Raw genomic sequence first — 15,728 nt, 5'->3', positions numbered from 1 at the left:
TTAATTATGGAAGAAACCACGCTATTCCTGCTTCAACTTCTCCTGGCACATATTTTAACCGATTTTGTGCTGCAGCCTACCAAACTGGTAAAGCAAAAAAGAGAGAAAAAAGCCGGTTCCTGGTTTTTGTATTTCCACTCCTTTTTAGCCGGTTTTCTAACTTATCTTTTTCTTCAACAATGGCATTTATGGTATATCCCTATAGTAATTAGTGTAAGTCACTTTTTTATAGATCTATGGAAACTTCAGCATAGAAAAGACACTTTAAAACTATTTTTAATAGATCAGCTTTGGCATCTACTAATCATAATTTTAGTATGGATCTATCTAATTGATGGTTTTTCAGAAATAATTCCTTTTATAGCTGATGTCTTTTCTTCTCCTCGAATTTTAGCAATTTTCATCGGGTATCTTCTGGTTATTTTTCCAGCCGGTTTTTTAATTGGAAAAGCTACCAAACGCTGGCATAACGAAATTCAACCTAATGGTGAAAGTCACAGTCTGGAAGCTGCAGGCAGATATATAGGCATTTTTGAAAGAATTTTGGTACTTACATTTATTCTCACCCAAAATTTTTCAGCTATAGGATTTCTAATCGCTGCGAAATCAATTTTACGTTTTAGTGATAAAACCGATGCCAGCGCAAGAAAGCAAACCGAATATGTACTTATAGGTACCTTAATGAGTTTTGCTATAACAATAATTATAGGACTTTTAGTACGTTACTTCCTCTTCTAAAAGCTGAATATTACTTTGCAGGCGCTCTTTTACAATATTCATCATACGTTTATTTAAAGCCGAAGAATTCTGAATATAGGTAGCATATTCCTCTAAAGTGAATTGTCCTATTATTATACCTTTTAAGCTATTTCTGAATTTAATATCTCGCTGAATAGCATTTTCAATGTAAATAAAACGCTTTTCGAGTTTAAGTTCGTAGAACTTATTCTTATGTTTTTTAGTGTAATTTCTAAAAACTTCCAGTAATAATGAATCCTGAAGTTTGGCAATAGGCCGCAGGGTTTTATTCTGAAATTGTTCGTCTAAACTCATGTTTTCTGAAACTCTGGCCGAAGGTATTTCTGGCCTAAGTGCTACTAATTGAAGGTCACGTGGTGTCATAAGAACTATGTTTTCTTAAATTTAATAAACTTTATACCTCAAATTCCGAGCCTGTTTAAAGACTTGTAAACGAGTTATAAACATTGTACACGTTAAAATCGTCTTAATCGGCCTGTCTAAGCCTATTCTTCTTTTTATCTTTAAATAGAAGCCTGAATCAACCAAAATTTAAAAAGATTAATTAGTCCATGATAATTTCAAAAAACCCTTATACCGGCGAAGAAATTTCCACTCACAAAGAATTAAGTGATGCCGATGTTGAAAAAGCTATAAAAAGAGCAAATTCTCGGTTCAAATCCTGGAGAGAAACTTCTTTTGCAGAGCGTAGCAATTTAATGATGAAGGCTGCAAAAGAGCTAAGAGATAATTCTAAAGAATATGCAGAAGCGATCACTAGAGAAATGGGAAAACCCATTACACAAGCTATTGCAGAAATTGAAAAATGTGCCTGGGTTTGTGAATATTATGCTGAAAATGCCGAATCACAATTAGAAAATGAAAAAATAAAAACCGATGCTAAAAATTCCTATGTAGCTTATGAACCGCTGGGAGTTGTTCTTGCTGTAATGCCATGGAATTATCCTTTCTGGCAGGTCTTTAGGTTTGCGGCACCGGCACTTATGGCAGGAAATATTGGAATTCTAAAACACGCCAGCAATGTAATGCTCTCGGCTAATAATATTCAGAAAGTATTTGAAAGAGCAGGATTTCCTGAAGATTGTTTTCAAAATCTGGTGATAGGTAGTAAAAAAGTAGAAAGCATTATTCGAAATAAAAAAGTAAAAGCGGTAACATTAACCGGAAGTGGGCGTGCAGGAAGCAGTGTAGCGGCTATCGCAGGAGAAGAGATCAAAAAATCGGTTTTAGAACTTGGTGGGAGTAATGCCCTCGTGGTATTTAAAGATGCCAATATTGCTGAAAGCGTTAAAACCTGCGTACAGGCCCGCTTTCAAAATACGGGGCAAAGTTGCATTGCCGGGAAACGTTTACTGCTTCATAAAGATATTTCAGAAGAATTTCTAGATGAATTCACCCGGCAGGTTCGCGAGATAAAAAGCGGCGATCCTATGGATGAAGAAACTTTTATTGGCGTAATGGCTAAAGAAAGTTTAGCCGAAGATCTTGAGGACCAGATTAAAGATTCCGTAAAAAAAGGCGCTAAAATTATTCTTGGCGGAAAACGGGATGGCACTTATTTTGAACCTACCATCATCACTGGAGCCAGGGAAGGAATGCCGGTTTTTGATGAAGAAACTTTTGGCCCTGCCATCTCTGTAACCGAATTTAAAGATGAGCAGGAAGCGATAGATCTCGTTAATTCTTCCAGTTTTGGTCTTGGCGTTTCAATTTTCACAGAAGATGAGGAATTTGCTCTTAAAATTTTACCTGAATTTGAAGACGGGGCTGTTTTTGTAAACGAGCTTGTGAAAAGTGATCCCAGATTACCATTTGGAGGAACCAAAATCTCGGGGTACGGCAGGGAATTATCCCATCACGGGATTAAAGAATTTACCAATAGGAAAACCGTTTACTTCAATAAATATTAGTTTTAATATGAACTTTGGAAAAGTAGATCACCCTGAAAATATAGATTTCACATTACCTGAAACACATCCTGATACTATTAAAGTTCTTAACAAGACTAGTAGTAAAGATGGGTTTAACGATGTAAGAATTGGTTGTGCAAAATGGAACAGAAAAGACCTGAAGAATTTTTATCCCAGGGGAACAAAAGATGAGTTGATTTATTATTCATCCCAATTTAATAGTATAGAATTCAACGGTTCCTTTTACAGAATGTATCCTGAAGAGCAGTTTGAAAAATGGTATGGAAAAGCGGAAGAAAATTTTAAGTTTTTTCCAAAAGTGCCCAGAATCATAAGTCATATAAAAAGGCTTAATGGAACAGAAGAACAGACTGATGAATTTGTGAAAAATCTTCTTCAACTAAAAGAAAAATTAGGAATGGTTTTTCTTCAAATGCGAGATGATTTTTCCCCTAAGTCTATTATCAGGCTAGACGATTTCCTTGCACATTGGCCAAAAGAGATTCCAATTTCAGTAGAATTAAGACATCCCGAGTGGTATGCTGATGAACAAATTTCTAATGAGCTTTATGATGTTCTACAAAAAAGAAATGTAGCCCACATAATAACCGATACCGCCGGAAGACGGGATCTTATACATATGCGATTGAGTAACAGCACTGCTTTTATAAGATATAATGGAGCCAATCACGAAACAGATTATACAAGATTAGATGATTGGATAGACAAATTAGAAGAGTGGAAAAAAGAAGGTTTGGAGAATGTGTACTTTTTTATTCATCAAAATATAGAAGAAGCCTCTCCTTTGCTTTCAGCATATTTCATAAAGAAATTTAATGAACGATTTAAAACAGATATAAAAATACCTAAAACTTTAAAATAAAATGAAACAGCAAGAAGTAGCAGTAACCGTAGATAGTGTAGTTTTTTGTAATGCAAATAATGATTTCAAGGTTTTGCTTATTAAAAGAAAAAATGATCCTTTTGTAGACCAATGGGCACTTCCCGGTGGTTTTATAAATGAATCTGAAGATTTAATTACCGCGGCAAAACGCGAACTTAAAGAAGAAACCGGGGTTGATGTAAAAACTATGGAACAGGTAAGGGCCTTCGGTGCACCAGGTCGTGATCCCAGAGGGAGGACGATTTCTATTGCCTTTGTAAGCCGAATTTTCTGTGAGGAAGATCTTAAAGCGGGTGATGATGCTGCAGAGGCCTCGTGGGTAAGCATCGACAAATTACCTGAATTAGCTTTTGATCACGCTGATATCATTGAAGCAGCTAAAAATTATTTATAGAATCTTCTAATTTTGATTGCTATTTTTATAAAAATCCTTTATAAAACCGATGATTTTATGAAGTTGGTAATTATGAGTACAGGTTTTATCAAGCCACATATTATGGCTATTTTTAAAATAAAAATATGAGATTTCATACCAGAAAATGGATCAAACCCGAAGACTTAAATCCCAATGGAACTTTATTTGGTGGTAGTTTACTCGCCTGGATAGATGAGGAATGTGCGCTTTATAGCATTATTCAGCTAGAAAATTCTAAATGTGTCACTAAATATATGAGTGAGATTAATTTTCAATACTCTGCGAAACAAGGTGACATTATTGAAATTGGGATAGAAGTTCTTAAATTTGGAACTACCTCTTTAACTTTAAAATGCGAGGTTAGAAATAAAATGACTAGATCTACGATTATAACGATAGATAAGGTTATTATGGTCACTCTAGATGAAAATGGGAAACCAACACCTCACGGGAAAACTAAAGTAGAATTTGTTAAAGACAGGCTGCAAGAACGTGCTTAAACTTTCTCGCAAATTAGTACGATTTTTTCATTATTCAAGTTGGTTGTAAAGAATATAAATTGCTTACCACCATCCTTAATTTTGAACTTTTTTCTTAAAGAAGCTACATTTTCAGGGAAATTTCTGGTAGTTATATTAGCTTTAATATTCTTCAATTTCTTCTTTAGGTTAATAGGTTTATACTCGTGAACATCAATTATTTTAAAATTTCTACCAGGGAATTTTATTTTTTGATCTGAAGTATATAAATGAGAATTTGGATGAAGTTTTGAAGTGTTGGTTTTAGAAGCAACTTCCCCAAAAAGTCCGCTTTTCATGATGGCCGCATTCGGTTCAAAAAGAAAAGTTTGCGGTAAGGAATATTTGGTTTCAGTACTTGTTTTATTAAAAATTCCATCAAATTCTTCCAAGCCTGTGTTTTTTAAATTCAGCGTTTTTATTTTTATATCTGAATTTTTTCCTTTTTTCAAAAACCACAGTAATTCCTTTACATCATTATTAATCGCTATAATATGAATTTCAGTAACAAATCTTAATTCTGAAATTCCGGCTTGCAAATCGAGTAGTGGAGAGGTTTTAATAAGAATCGTATTACTTTTATTAAATAGCAAATCAATATTCTCAGGAATATTTGGCAAACAATCTGCCAGCCGAAAGACTTTCCCGCCAGCATTATCACGTCGGCCCGGGTCTGCATAAATAACATCGAATTTATTGTTAGAAGCTTTTAAAAATGAAATACTGTCTTCATTTTTAAAGGAGATATTTTCCCTGCCTAATTGATTCAAATTATGTACTGCGATTTCAGATAATTCAGCATTTAACTCGCAATGAATTACTTCCTTAAAATTTTCGGCAAAATAAAAATCGTCTATTCCCAGTCCACCTGTGAGATCTAAAAGAGTTTTTCCGTGAATTAATGAAGCCTTATATTTTGCGGTAGTTTCAGAGGATGTTTGTTCCAAATTAAGTTTTGGCGGATAATAAATTTTGCGATTGGCGAACCAGGTTGGTAATTTCTTTTCAGCTTTCTGTAATCCGGTTAATTGCTGAGCCAATTCAGAAGAGGATATATTAGAAAAAGGGCTTCCGCGTAGCGCTAATTTAGCCGGAGTAGTTTTCAGGTTATTTCTAAGAAATTCCTGAACTTCCTTTTGTAATAAGGCTTTATTCAAAATAATGAATTTAAAGGTCCCTGGTAAGTCTCTTTACGATCTTATATTCGCTTAAAGATTCTTTTGCAATAACTTTTAAGGCTGTATAAAAAGGAACGGCTACAACCATCCCGGTTATTCCAAACATAATTCCCGCGATTAAAATAATAAGGAAAATTTCTAGGGGATGCGATTTTACGCTAGCGCCAAATATCATAGGTTGTGAGATCATATTGTCTATAAGCTGGCAAATAGCGTAACCTAACATAATATAACCCAATTTCGGCAAAATAATTAACTGGAAATCGGCTCCCAGGTTGCTTGAAATCACAAAAAGTGCCATTAAAATTCCAGCAAAGAGAGGTCCTAAATAAGGCACTAGATTTAGAAAGGCACAGATAAAGGCAATTGCAATAGGATTATTGATCTCAAAAACACTTAAAAGAATAGCGTAAAGCACAAATAAAACGGTGATTTGCAGCGTTAACCCCACAAAATACCGCGATAGTAAGATTTTTATTTTATTAAAAACCCGTTGAAATTTTTGTTCGTCTCCCCGATTGGCAAAAACAAGGATACTATTTAGCATTAGTTTGCTGTCTTTAAGCAGGAAAAACGAAATAAAAAGGATTGAAAACAGGGCGATTAAAGTGGCACCTAAAATACTAAAAACATTATTTAAAAGTCTTGGAACTGCACTAATATCAAAGTTTCTTATAAATTCACTTTGTTTTAAACCTTCTATCAAGTTAATTTCTTCAACCCCTAAATAACTGTTTATTTGATTATTTAACTCATTAAGATCGCTTCTAAAAGCCTCCATGTCTATCCGACTCAAATACTGGCTTTGTTCAATTACAATTGGCACAAAAACCAGGATAATTCCGGCGAAGATGGAGAGCACCAGAATGAGGACGATGATTACAGAAAGTTGATTGGGAATTTTTAATCTTTGCCTAAAGAAAATTACCACAGGCCGTCCTACCAGTGAAATTACCGCTGCGATTGCGATATAAACCAATACCGATTGAATTTCCCACAAAAAATATAACAGTAGAATAATGCCGACCATTATTCCTGTTGCTCTTAAAATCCCTAAAGTAATTGATTTTGAATTCACGAGGTAAATATATTATTTCTTAACGAAAGCAAATATTGTTTTTGATATTTCGTATAACGCAATTCCTGTTGCTTGTGCGACATTCATACTGCTATTTTGACCAAACATATTGATATGCAAATGATTATCTGAAAATTCTAATAAATCTTTATTTATTCCAGAAGCTTCATTTCCTAAAATTAGAATAATTCCTTTTTTCTCTGCAGAATATTGAAATTCTTCAATAGGAGCACTGGTTGATGTGATTTCCAGTGCATAGACCTCATAATGTTCTTTTAGATTTTGAATGAAGCCCATTGCATCATCGGTAAATTCATATTTAAGAGTTTTGTGCGTATTTCTTGAAGTTTTTTGAAGTCTACGACTTTGAAGATTAGGTTCAGTCCCTGAAAACACGATCTTCTCTACATTAAATGCATCGGCAATTCTAAAGATGCTTCCAATGTTTGCTTCCCCGGTAATATTATCTAACAAAAGAATGATAGGAAACTTTTGTTTATTGAATTTATCGTCAAAATGAGTAAGTTGCTTCATTAATTTTCAAAAACGTATTTTAAAATATTGGCACCCATTTTTAAAGCTTTTAAGCGAACTTCTTCAGGGTCGTTGTGAACTTCTGGACTCTCCCAACCATCCCCAAGATCACTTTCTACAGTAAATAGAAGTACAAGTCTATTATTTTCAAAAATTCCAAATGCCTTTGGTGGCTTATTGTCGTGCTCGTGAATCTTTGGCAATCCATTAGGAAAATTAAAAGCTGAACTAAAAATAGGGTGGTTTGCAGGTAACTCTTCCAGTTCCTTTTCTGGAAATATTTTCTTTAGCTCTTTTTCTAAATACTGCTGCATTCCATAATTGTCATCAATATGTATGAAACCCCCACTTAATAAATAATTTCTAAGGTTCTCAGCTTCCCGATCGTCGAAGACCACATTTCCGTGTCCCGTCATATGTACAAATGGGTATTGAAAAATATCTGAACTTCCCGGTGTTACTGTAATTGGTTTAGCTTTTAAACTGGTTCCTGCATTTTTATTTGCAAAGGTGATAAGATTGGGTAGTGAAGTAGGATTGGCGTACCAATCACCACCACCGTTGTATTTTAAAAGCGCGATTTCCTGGGAGGATAATCCCAGATTTATACCGAAGACAAAAATTAGGAATAAGACTTTTCTGAAATTCAACATATTGGTAAAAATATCAATAAAAAGGGGAGTATGCTAACGATAAGAATATACTGAAATGAAAATTCAATTTTTAAGCCACAAAACAGTTTTCAACCTTACCGCTGATTTATTAATGCGACCGTATGGCAGGCCACTATAGCTGCCGTTTCAGTTCTTAACCTGCTAGCTCCCAAAGTCACTGCTTTCCATTCTTTTTCCATAGCCTTTTTTATTTCTTCAGAAGAAAAATCTCCTTCGGGGCCAATAAGAATAGTGATTTTTTCTTCAGCCTTAGACTCGTTTTTCAAGGAAAGTCTTGGCATTCCTTCTTCGCAATGGGCAATAAATTTTTGTCCATTGATTTCAGATGCCATAAAATCTGAAAAACTAATAGCTTCATTCAAAAGCGGTAAACTAAAATGCAGGGATTGTTTCATGGCACTTTGTAAGACCCGTTCGTAGCGATTCAATTTAACTGATTTTCTTTCGCTGTGATCACATATTATGGGAGTGATTTCGTCAACGCCAATTTCTGTAGCTTTTTCTAAAAACCACTCATATCTATCGTTCATTTTTGTGGGTGCTACAGCAAGATGCAACCTGTATTTCTTTGATCTTTCTTCTTCAACCTCAATAACTTTTGCCAGGCATTGTTTGGGATTAGCTTCAGTAATCTCTGCAGTAAATAAAGAACCTTTTCCATTGGTGACTTTTAAAATATCCCCTTGATTTTTTCTTAAAACCTTTGCTATATGCCTGCTTTCGTCTTTTGGAAAGATTATTTGCTTATCGGTTTTTTCAATATTAGGGGTGTAGAAAAGTTGCATGGATTAAAATTTATAACGTGCCTGGGCAGTAATAGAATAGTCTGAAAAATCCTGTTCTAAAAATTTATAATGCCCTGCAATGGCTATCATGGCTGCATTATCTGTAGTATATTCAAATTTTGGAATAAAACAATTCCATCCGTATTTTTTTTCAGCTTCCATTAAAGCATTTCTAATACCGCTATTGGCGGAAACCCCACCGGCGATGGCAATTTGATTAATTCCGGTTTTCTTTACTGCTTTTTTCAGTTTGTCCATTAAGATCCTAACGATAGAAAATTGAATAGAAGCACATATATCTTTTAAGTTTTCAGCAATAAAATCTGGATTTTCTTTGGTTTGTTTTTGCACAAAATAAAGCACCGAAGTTTTAAATCCGCTAAAGCTAAAATTCAAATCTGCAACTTTAGGATTTGGAAACGGAAAGGCTTTAGGATTTCCTTCTTTTGCATATTTGTCTATTAAAGGCCCGCCTGGATAGGGTAGTCCTAAAATTTTGGCACTTTTATCAAAAGCTTCGCCCACTGCATCATCGGTAGTTTCCCCAATAACCTCCATTTCAAAATAATTAGAAACTTTTACAATTTGGGTGTGGCCGCCGCTAATGGTTAAGGCCAGAAATGGAAACTCTGGTTTTTTAAAACCATCTTCTTCAATAAAATGAGCTAAAATATGCGCTTGCATATGGTTAACTTCAATAAGTGGTATTCCTAATCCTAAAGATAATGACTTTGCGAAAGAGGTGCCAACCAAAAGAGAACCCATAAGTCCGGGACCACGTGTAAAAGCAATTGCAGATACATCTTTTTTATCGATATTTGCGCCGGCCAATGCCTGGTGAATCACGGGAACAATATTTTGTTGATGCGCTCTGGAAGCGAGTTCTGGAACAACGCCTCCATATTTTTGATGTACTTCCTGGGTTGCTACAATGTTAGATAGTATTTTACCGTTATGTAGTACCGCTGCGGCCGTATCGTCGCAGGAAGATTCGATCCCTAATATGTAAATATTTTGTGAAGCCATTAAGAAATAAGGGGCATAGAAATTGTTAATATTGTGTACAAAGTTAAAATATAAAAGCGTATCAAAAAATTCTGGAAAATATTAACTAGAACAGTGGTTGCGCTGCTTTTGCTTTTTATAGTAATTTTGATTGTTTTTTCCATTCCAGCGGTACAAACAGGGGTCGCAAACCGTATTACCAATTCCATTAACGATAATAATGATGTAAAAATTTTTGTAGACCGGGTAAGTTTAACTTACTTCGGAAGGGTGAAAATTAATGGAATTTACATTGAAGATCATCATAAAAATACCTTAATTTTTTCTGAAGAAGTTCGTACTTCACTAATGGGCATTAGAAACCTGCTTAGCAACAATCCGCGCTTTGGTAATACGTATTTAGAAGGTTTAGAGCTAAATATGCGCAAATATAAAGGTGAAGATATTGATAATCTCGCGCACTTTATTCGGAAAATGAGCACTGAACCAACTGGTGATTCTACCCAATTTGAATTGGTGGTAGACCGCGTAGAAATTAGCGATGCTAATTATAGTTTTATAAACGAAGACAGTGAAAATCCTGAGTTTGTTGTACTGGATAGTTTAAATATTTACGGTAGGGATTTAAAGATAAAAGGTTCTGATGTTAGCGTAAATATTGAAAGACTTCGAGGAAATGAAAAACGCGGATTAAAAATAGATAATTTAAATACACAGTTTTTCTATAGTCCAGAACAGATGGTGTTTGACGATCTTACTATCCAGACGCCACAATCTTTGGTGAATGCCGATCTTGAATTTAATTACAAAACTGAAGATTTTTCTGATTTTGTGAACAAAGTAGAAGTAAAGGGGGTATTTAGAGAAAGTATTATTTCCAGTACAGATTTACAGGCATTTTATGCTGAATTTGGTAATAACCAAATTATGCAAATCGATACAGAAATTGAGGGAGTCTTAAACAATTTTATACTCACAAATCTCCAGCTAACCGGGATGGACCGTAGTAGGGTAGCAGGAAAAATTAATGTGGAAGGTGCATTTTCACAGGGCGGTGAAGATTTTAAATTAACAGGAGACTTTAGCGATTTCACCAGTAATTATTATGACCTGGTAAACTTATTACCTGGCGACCTTCGGGGAAAACTACCTGAAAACCTGCGTGAATTTGGTAATTTAAGAATGCAGGGAGATGCTATTATTACGCGTTCTAATTTAGATGCTGACGTGATTATAAAAACCCAATTAGGATCAGCTGAAGCTGATGTTATTTTGCGGGGATTTGATAATTCTCAAAACGTAACTTACCAGGGAAAATTAATTTTTTTAGATGTAAATATTGGGAAACTTACCAATAACGATAATTTAGGAAAAACCAGTTTCAACCTTGATATCGACGGTGTGGGATTTGATGCTGAAACCTTAAATGCCGAATTAAAAGGACAAATATCTAAATTACAATTCAATGGTTACACATACCAGGGAATTAGAGTGATAGGTAACCTTAGAAATCCTGTTTTTAATGGCCTTTTAATGGCTAATGATCCTAATTTAAAAATGGAATTCAATGGTTTGGCAGATCTTTCTGAAGATATCAATAATTACGATTTTGAAGCTTCGGTAGGTTACGCCGATTTAAAGGCCCTAAATTTTGTTTCCCGCGATAGCCTTTCCATCTTTAAAGGAGATGTGATTATGAATATGAAAGGCACCGATATAGACGATGCTTTTGGAGAGATCTTATTGCTCAATACTTCCTATCAAAATCAGGATGATCTTTATTATTTTGACGATTTTAGTGTTGTCTCCAGTTTTGAAGGACCGGTGAGAACCTTGAGTATAAACTCACCCGATGTAATTAGTGGGGAGATTAAAGGAGAATTTAATTTATCTGAAATAAGGCCTTTAATTGAAAATTCCCTGGGAAGTATTTACACCAATTACCAGCCTAGAACCATAACGAATAATCAATATCTGGAATTCGATTTTGATATTTATAACCAAATAATAGAAGTTTTTTATCCGGAAATTAATCTCGCTCCAAATACTTTTATTCGTGGGCGTTTAGCTTCAGATGAATCTGAATTCAAGGTTAATTTTCGATCTCCAAAAATTGATCTGTTCGGGAATATGCTGGAAACGGTGAATCTAAATGTGGATAACCAAAATCCTATTTTCAATACTTATTTTGAAGCCGATAGTGTTGCTACAGATTTCTATAATTTTTCAGAATTCAGTTTTATTAACGTAACCCAGCGCGACACACTTTTTATTAGATCGGAATTTCAGGGAGGAAAAAACAATGAAGATTTTTTTAACTTAAATCTCTTTCACACAATAAACGAGGATAATAAATCTGTGGTAGGGGTTCAACGTTCAGATTTAACTTTTAAAAATAATACCTGGTTTATTAATGAAGAGGGAAATAAAAATAACAAGATAATATTCGATCTCGATTTTAAAGATATTATGATAGATTCTTTGGTGATGAGTCATAAGAATGAAGAAATACGGCTTAGCGGCGTAATGCGAGATTCTACTTATAAAGATTTTAAAATGGAGTTTGATGATGTTGATATTGGCAAGATAACCCCAGATATTGATAGTCTTAAACTGGCGGGAAGGCTTGATGGAAAATTTGATCTATTACAGGAAAATGGCGCGTATTATCCCAATACTAATTTGCAAGTAGATTCTTTGAATATTAATGATAACCTGTTGGGAAAGTTAGTGCTCGAGGTAGAAGGCGATGAAACTCTTAGCAATTATGCCATAAATGCAAACCTGCGAAAAAATGGAAATGAGTCTTTAAACGCAGTCGGGAATATAGATGTTAGTGGGAGTGAACCCAGTATCGAAATGAAAGTAGATTTAGAAGAATTAAACCTTGCCGCATTTAGTCCCCTGGGAGGAGAAGTTATTGGTAACATTCGAGGCGGTGCATCGGGAAGTGCACAGGTTTCAGGAAATTATAAGAATCCTGATTTTTCAGGAGAAATTAGCTTAAGAAATGCTGGTTTAAGGGTTCCATACCTTAACATCGATCTGGATTTTAATGATGAAGCGGTTATTAATTTAAGTCAGCAGGAATTTGTTTTTGAAGATGTAGAAATTGTAGATACAAAATATAATACCCGTGGAACTTTAAACGGAAGTATAGGCCACAAAAATTTTACAGAGTGGAATTTAGATCTTAATATCAATACCGATAGGTTACTTGTTTTAGATACCGAAGGAGATGAAGACGCACTTTATTACGGGACCGCCTTTATAAGTGGCGATGCAAGTCTTACTGGACCTACAGATCAATTAGTGATAGATATTACAGCTACAACCGAGCGTGGTACTGTTTTTAAAATTCCATTAAGCGATACAGAATCAGTTGGCGACAACTCTTATATTCATTTTTTAAGTCCTGAAGAGAAATCTGCTCGAGAAGCCGGCCAAAGTATAGAGCTTCCAGAAGTAACCGGTGTTGAACTAATTTTTGATCTCGATGTAACCAATGAAGCTGAAGTAGAAGTGGTGGTAGATCAAACAAGTGGTAGTACGTTAAGAGGAAGAGGTTCGGGTAATTTATTATTGGAGATAAATACCAACGGTAAATTTAATATGTGGGGTGATTTTGTGGTGTATGAAGGGGTTTATAATTTTAAATATGCCGGCCTGGTTCAAAAGGTTTTCAATGTTGAGTCTGGAGGTAGTATAAACTGGAATGGTGATCCTACAGATGCAGAGTTAGATGTTAGTGCCATTTATGCTCTAAACGCTAACCCGGCTGTGCTACTGGAAAATCCATCTATTAACAGAAAAATCCCTGTGGAAGTAATTATTAATCTACAGGGCGAAATAGAGCAACCAGATATTACTTTTGATATTGCTTTTCCTAATGCCAGCTCTGTGGTAAGGTCGGAATTGGAATATAGAATGGACGACAGGGCGAGTAAGGAGCTTCAGGCATTATTTCTCGTAACTCAGGGTGCATTTTACAGTGAATTTGGCCTAAGACAAAATGCGATTACAGGAACTCTTGCTGAAAGAGCTTCAAGTATTGTAAATGATATTTTTGCTGGAGATGATGGTAAATTTCAGGTAGGCGTAAATTACGTGCAGGGTGACCGTACACCAGATCAGCAAACCGTAGATCGTTTTGGGTTAACACTTTCAACACAAATTAGCGATAGGGTAATTATTAATGGCCAGGTAGGGGTTCCTATTGGAGGGGTAACTGAGTCTATTATTGTTGGTGACCTTGAGATAGACTTCCTTTTAAATGAAGACGGAACACTAAGGGCTAAGGTTTTTAACCGTGAAAATAATATTCAATTTATAGGGGAGGAAATAGGATTCACACAAGGCGTTGGATTATCATATTCTGTAGATTTTGATACTTTTAAAGAATTGATAAGGAAAATTGCCAGCACCGAAATCAAATCGGCTAATAGTGAAGTAGAATCTAATGATACTTCACGCCCCGAAAGTCCAGATTATATACGTTTTCCAGATGATAATTCAAATTAAAATAAAACCCTAAAACTTATTCTTTTTCTTTTAAGGTAACTCCTGAGTTTGTAATTTTAGACAAGAATTAAAAAATATGACAAAAAGAATAAAACGAATTGGAGTGATGACTTCCGGTGGGGATTCCCCCGGGATGAATGCTGCAATTAGAGCCGTAGTTAGAGCCAGTGCATACTATCATGTTGAATGTGTTGGTTTTATGAGGGGTTTTCAGGGTATGATAGAAGGTGACTATATTGAACTGAATGCCCGAAGCGTGCGTAATATTATAAATCTTGGAGGTACTTTTCTAAAATCGGCTAGGTCTAAAGAATTTCTAACTAAAGAAGGTCGTGCTAAGGCAGCGAAACATCTAAAAGAAGCCAATGTAGATGCTATGATTCTAATTGGAGGCGATGGTACCTTTAAAGGAGGCCAGGTCTTTAGTGCAGAACATAATATACCCATAATTGGCGTTCCGGGAACGATAGATAATGATATTTATGGTACACATTTTACCATTGGTTACGATACCGCTTTAAATACTGTAATTGATGCAGTAGATAAAATAAGAGATACTGCAAGTTCACACAATAGGCTGTTTTTTGTAGAAGTTATGGGTCGTGATGCAGGGTTTATCGCTTTAAATAGCGGAATTGGAGCCGGGGCTGAAGAAATTCTTATTCCTGAAGAAGATCTTGGCCTGGATAGATTACTAAATTCACTGGAACGCAGCCGACGTTCTGGAAAGACTTCAAGTATTGTAATTGTTTCTGAAGGAGATAAGATAGGTAAGAATGTTTTTGAATTGGCAGCTTATGTTAAAGAGAATTTACCTTATTATGACGCTAAAGTTTCGGTTTTAGGTCATATGCAACGAGGTGGAAGTCCTACTTGTTTTGATCGGGTATTAGCCAGTAGGTTATGTGTGAAAGCAGTTGAACTAGCATTGGATGGTCAAAAAAATATTATGGTAGGCATGATGAATAATGAAGTACAGGCCACTGACCTTGATAAAGCTTTAAAATCTAAACCAAATATTAACAAAGATTTGCTTCGCATTTCTGATATTTTATCTGTATAAACGATGAGAACAGTTGCAATTATAGCCCATAATGGAAAAAAAGCTGAAATGGTTCAATTTTTAAATAACCATAGGGAAGCTCTTCAGGCAAAAAATATTAAATTAATCGCTACCGGAACTACCGGAGCAAAAACTGAATCTGCCGGTTTTGAGGTAGAAAAATTACTTTCAGGACCACTTGGCGGAGATGCACAAATAGCTTCCCGTATTGCAGAAGGAAAAGTAGATATGGTAATTTTCTTTCGTGATCCTTTAGATAAACATCCGCACGAACCTGATATTTTTATGCTAATGCGGCTTTGTGATGTTCACGATGTTCCACTTGCTACCAATCCAGCCAGTGCAAAACTATTGATGCAGGCTTTTTAATTTTATACTCTTTTA

At 35.2% G+C, this 15,728-nt stretch carries 15 protein-coding genes; 8 read left to right on the top strand and 7 right to left on the bottom strand.

Translation table 11 applies throughout. The features are described 5' to 3' along the window. The first annotated feature begins 6 nt into the window (after positions 1–6). Positions 7–738 carry a DUF3307 domain-containing protein gene (locus FG27_RS18260; protein ID WP_037321727.1) on the top strand — a complete coding sequence of 244 codons (732 nt, stop codon included), beginning with the start codon at positions 7–9 and terminating at the stop codon, positions 736–738. On the opposite strand, the gene FG27_RS18255 is transcribed toward FG27_RS18260, so the two are convergent. Beyond that, positions 715–1,122: a hypothetical protein gene (locus FG27_RS18255; protein WP_037321725.1), complete on the bottom strand. Its 408-nt coding sequence runs from the start codon at positions 1,120–1,122 to the stop codon at positions 715–717. The two genes, FG27_RS18260 and FG27_RS18255, sit on opposite strands and share 24 nt — an antisense overlap. A gap of 188 nt (positions 1,123–1,310) precedes the next feature. On the opposite strand from FG27_RS18255, the gene FG27_RS18250 reads away from it, so the two are divergent. From FG27_RS18250 to FG27_RS18235, 4 genes are all read left to right on the top strand, one after another. Beyond that, the gene (locus tag FG27_RS18250; protein WP_037321723.1) at positions 1,311–2,669 is read left to right on the top strand and encodes an NAD-dependent succinate-semialdehyde dehydrogenase; all 1,359 of its coding nucleotides are present in this window, start codon (positions 1,311–1,313) and stop codon (positions 2,667–2,669) included. A 7-nt stretch (positions 2,670–2,676) separates the two neighbouring features. Then, positions 2,677–3,552 (top strand): DUF72 domain-containing protein, encoded by an 876-nt coding sequence (locus FG27_RS18245; protein ID WP_037321721.1) that lies wholly within the window; start codon positions 2,677–2,679, stop codon positions 3,550–3,552. A 1-nt stretch (position 3,553) separates the two neighbouring features. Further along, positions 3,554–3,967: an NUDIX hydrolase gene (locus FG27_RS18240; protein WP_037321719.1), complete on the top strand. Its 414-nt coding sequence runs from the start codon at positions 3,554–3,556 to the stop codon at positions 3,965–3,967. 125 nt (positions 3,968–4,092) lie between these two features. After that, positions 4,093–4,488, top strand: a complete 396-nt coding sequence (locus FG27_RS18235) for an acyl-CoA thioesterase (RefSeq protein WP_037321717.1) — start codon at positions 4,093–4,095, stop codon at positions 4,486–4,488. Here the strand turns inward: FG27_RS18235 and FG27_RS18230 are convergent. The 6 genes from FG27_RS18230 to tsaD form a co-directional block, all read right to left on the bottom strand. Further along, positions 4,485–5,663, bottom strand: a complete 1,179-nt coding sequence (locus FG27_RS18230; protein ID WP_037321715.1) for a class I SAM-dependent methyltransferase — start codon at positions 5,661–5,663, stop codon at positions 4,485–4,487. The two genes, FG27_RS18235 and FG27_RS18230, sit on opposite strands and share 4 nt — an antisense overlap. 10 nt (positions 5,664–5,673) lie before the next feature. Next, the gene (locus FG27_RS18225; RefSeq protein WP_369794143.1) at positions 5,674–6,714 is read right to left on the bottom strand and encodes an AI-2E family transporter; all 1,041 of its coding nucleotides are present in this window, start codon (positions 6,712–6,714) and stop codon (positions 5,674–5,676) included. Between the two features lie 60 nt (positions 6,715–6,774). After that, positions 6,775–7,296, bottom strand: a complete 522-nt coding sequence (locus tag FG27_RS18220; RefSeq protein ID WP_037321708.1) for a TrmH family RNA methyltransferase — start codon at positions 7,294–7,296, stop codon at positions 6,775–6,777. Beyond that, complete coding sequence (locus FG27_RS18215) at positions 7,296–7,949, bottom strand: DUF4159 domain-containing protein (RefSeq protein WP_037321706.1); 654 nt, start codon at positions 7,947–7,949, stop codon at positions 7,296–7,298. The genes FG27_RS18220 and FG27_RS18215 overlap by 1 nt, the downstream gene beginning before the upstream one ends. Before the next feature lie 95 nt (positions 7,950–8,044). Continuing rightward, the gene (locus tag FG27_RS18210) at positions 8,045–8,755 is read right to left on the bottom strand and encodes a 16S rRNA (uracil(1498)-N(3))-methyltransferase (RefSeq protein ID WP_037321703.1); all 711 of its coding nucleotides are present in this window, start codon (positions 8,753–8,755) and stop codon (positions 8,045–8,047) included. 3 nt (positions 8,756–8,758) lie between these two features. Further along, the gene (tsaD, locus tag FG27_RS18205) at positions 8,759–9,781 is read right to left on the bottom strand and encodes a tRNA (adenosine(37)-N6)-threonylcarbamoyltransferase complex transferase subunit TsaD (protein WP_037321700.1); all 1,023 of its coding nucleotides are present in this window, start codon (positions 9,779–9,781) and stop codon (positions 8,759–8,761) included. A 126-nt stretch (positions 9,782–9,907) separates the two neighbouring features. On the opposite strand from tsaD, the gene FG27_RS18200 reads away from it, so the two are divergent. The 3 genes from FG27_RS18200 (at position 9,908) to FG27_RS18190 (ending at position 15,713) form a co-directional block, all read left to right on the top strand. Continuing rightward, on the top strand, positions 9,908–14,281 hold the full coding sequence (locus FG27_RS18200; RefSeq protein ID WP_231563362.1) for a translocation/assembly module TamB domain-containing protein: 4,374 nt from the start codon (positions 9,908–9,910) through the stop codon (positions 14,279–14,281). Between the two features lie 76 nt (positions 14,282–14,357). After that, a complete protein-coding gene (gene pfkA, locus FG27_RS18195; protein WP_037321697.1) occupies positions 14,358–15,344 on the top strand; it encodes a 6-phosphofructokinase in 987 nt (328 codons plus the stop codon). A gap of 3 nt (positions 15,345–15,347) precedes the next feature. Then, on the top strand, positions 15,348–15,713 hold the full coding sequence (locus FG27_RS18190; protein ID WP_037321694.1) for a methylglyoxal synthase: 366 nt from the start codon (positions 15,348–15,350) through the stop codon (positions 15,711–15,713). Positions 15,714–15,728: the final 15 nt, after the last annotated feature.

It is taken from the genome of Salegentibacter sp. Hel_I_6 (assembly GCF_000745315.1).
GTDB lineage: Bacteria > Bacteroidota > Bacteroidia > Flavobacteriales > Flavobacteriaceae > Salegentibacter.
Note: the sequence above shows the minus strand (reverse complement) of the source record. Positions and strands in the feature narration are given on the sequence as shown.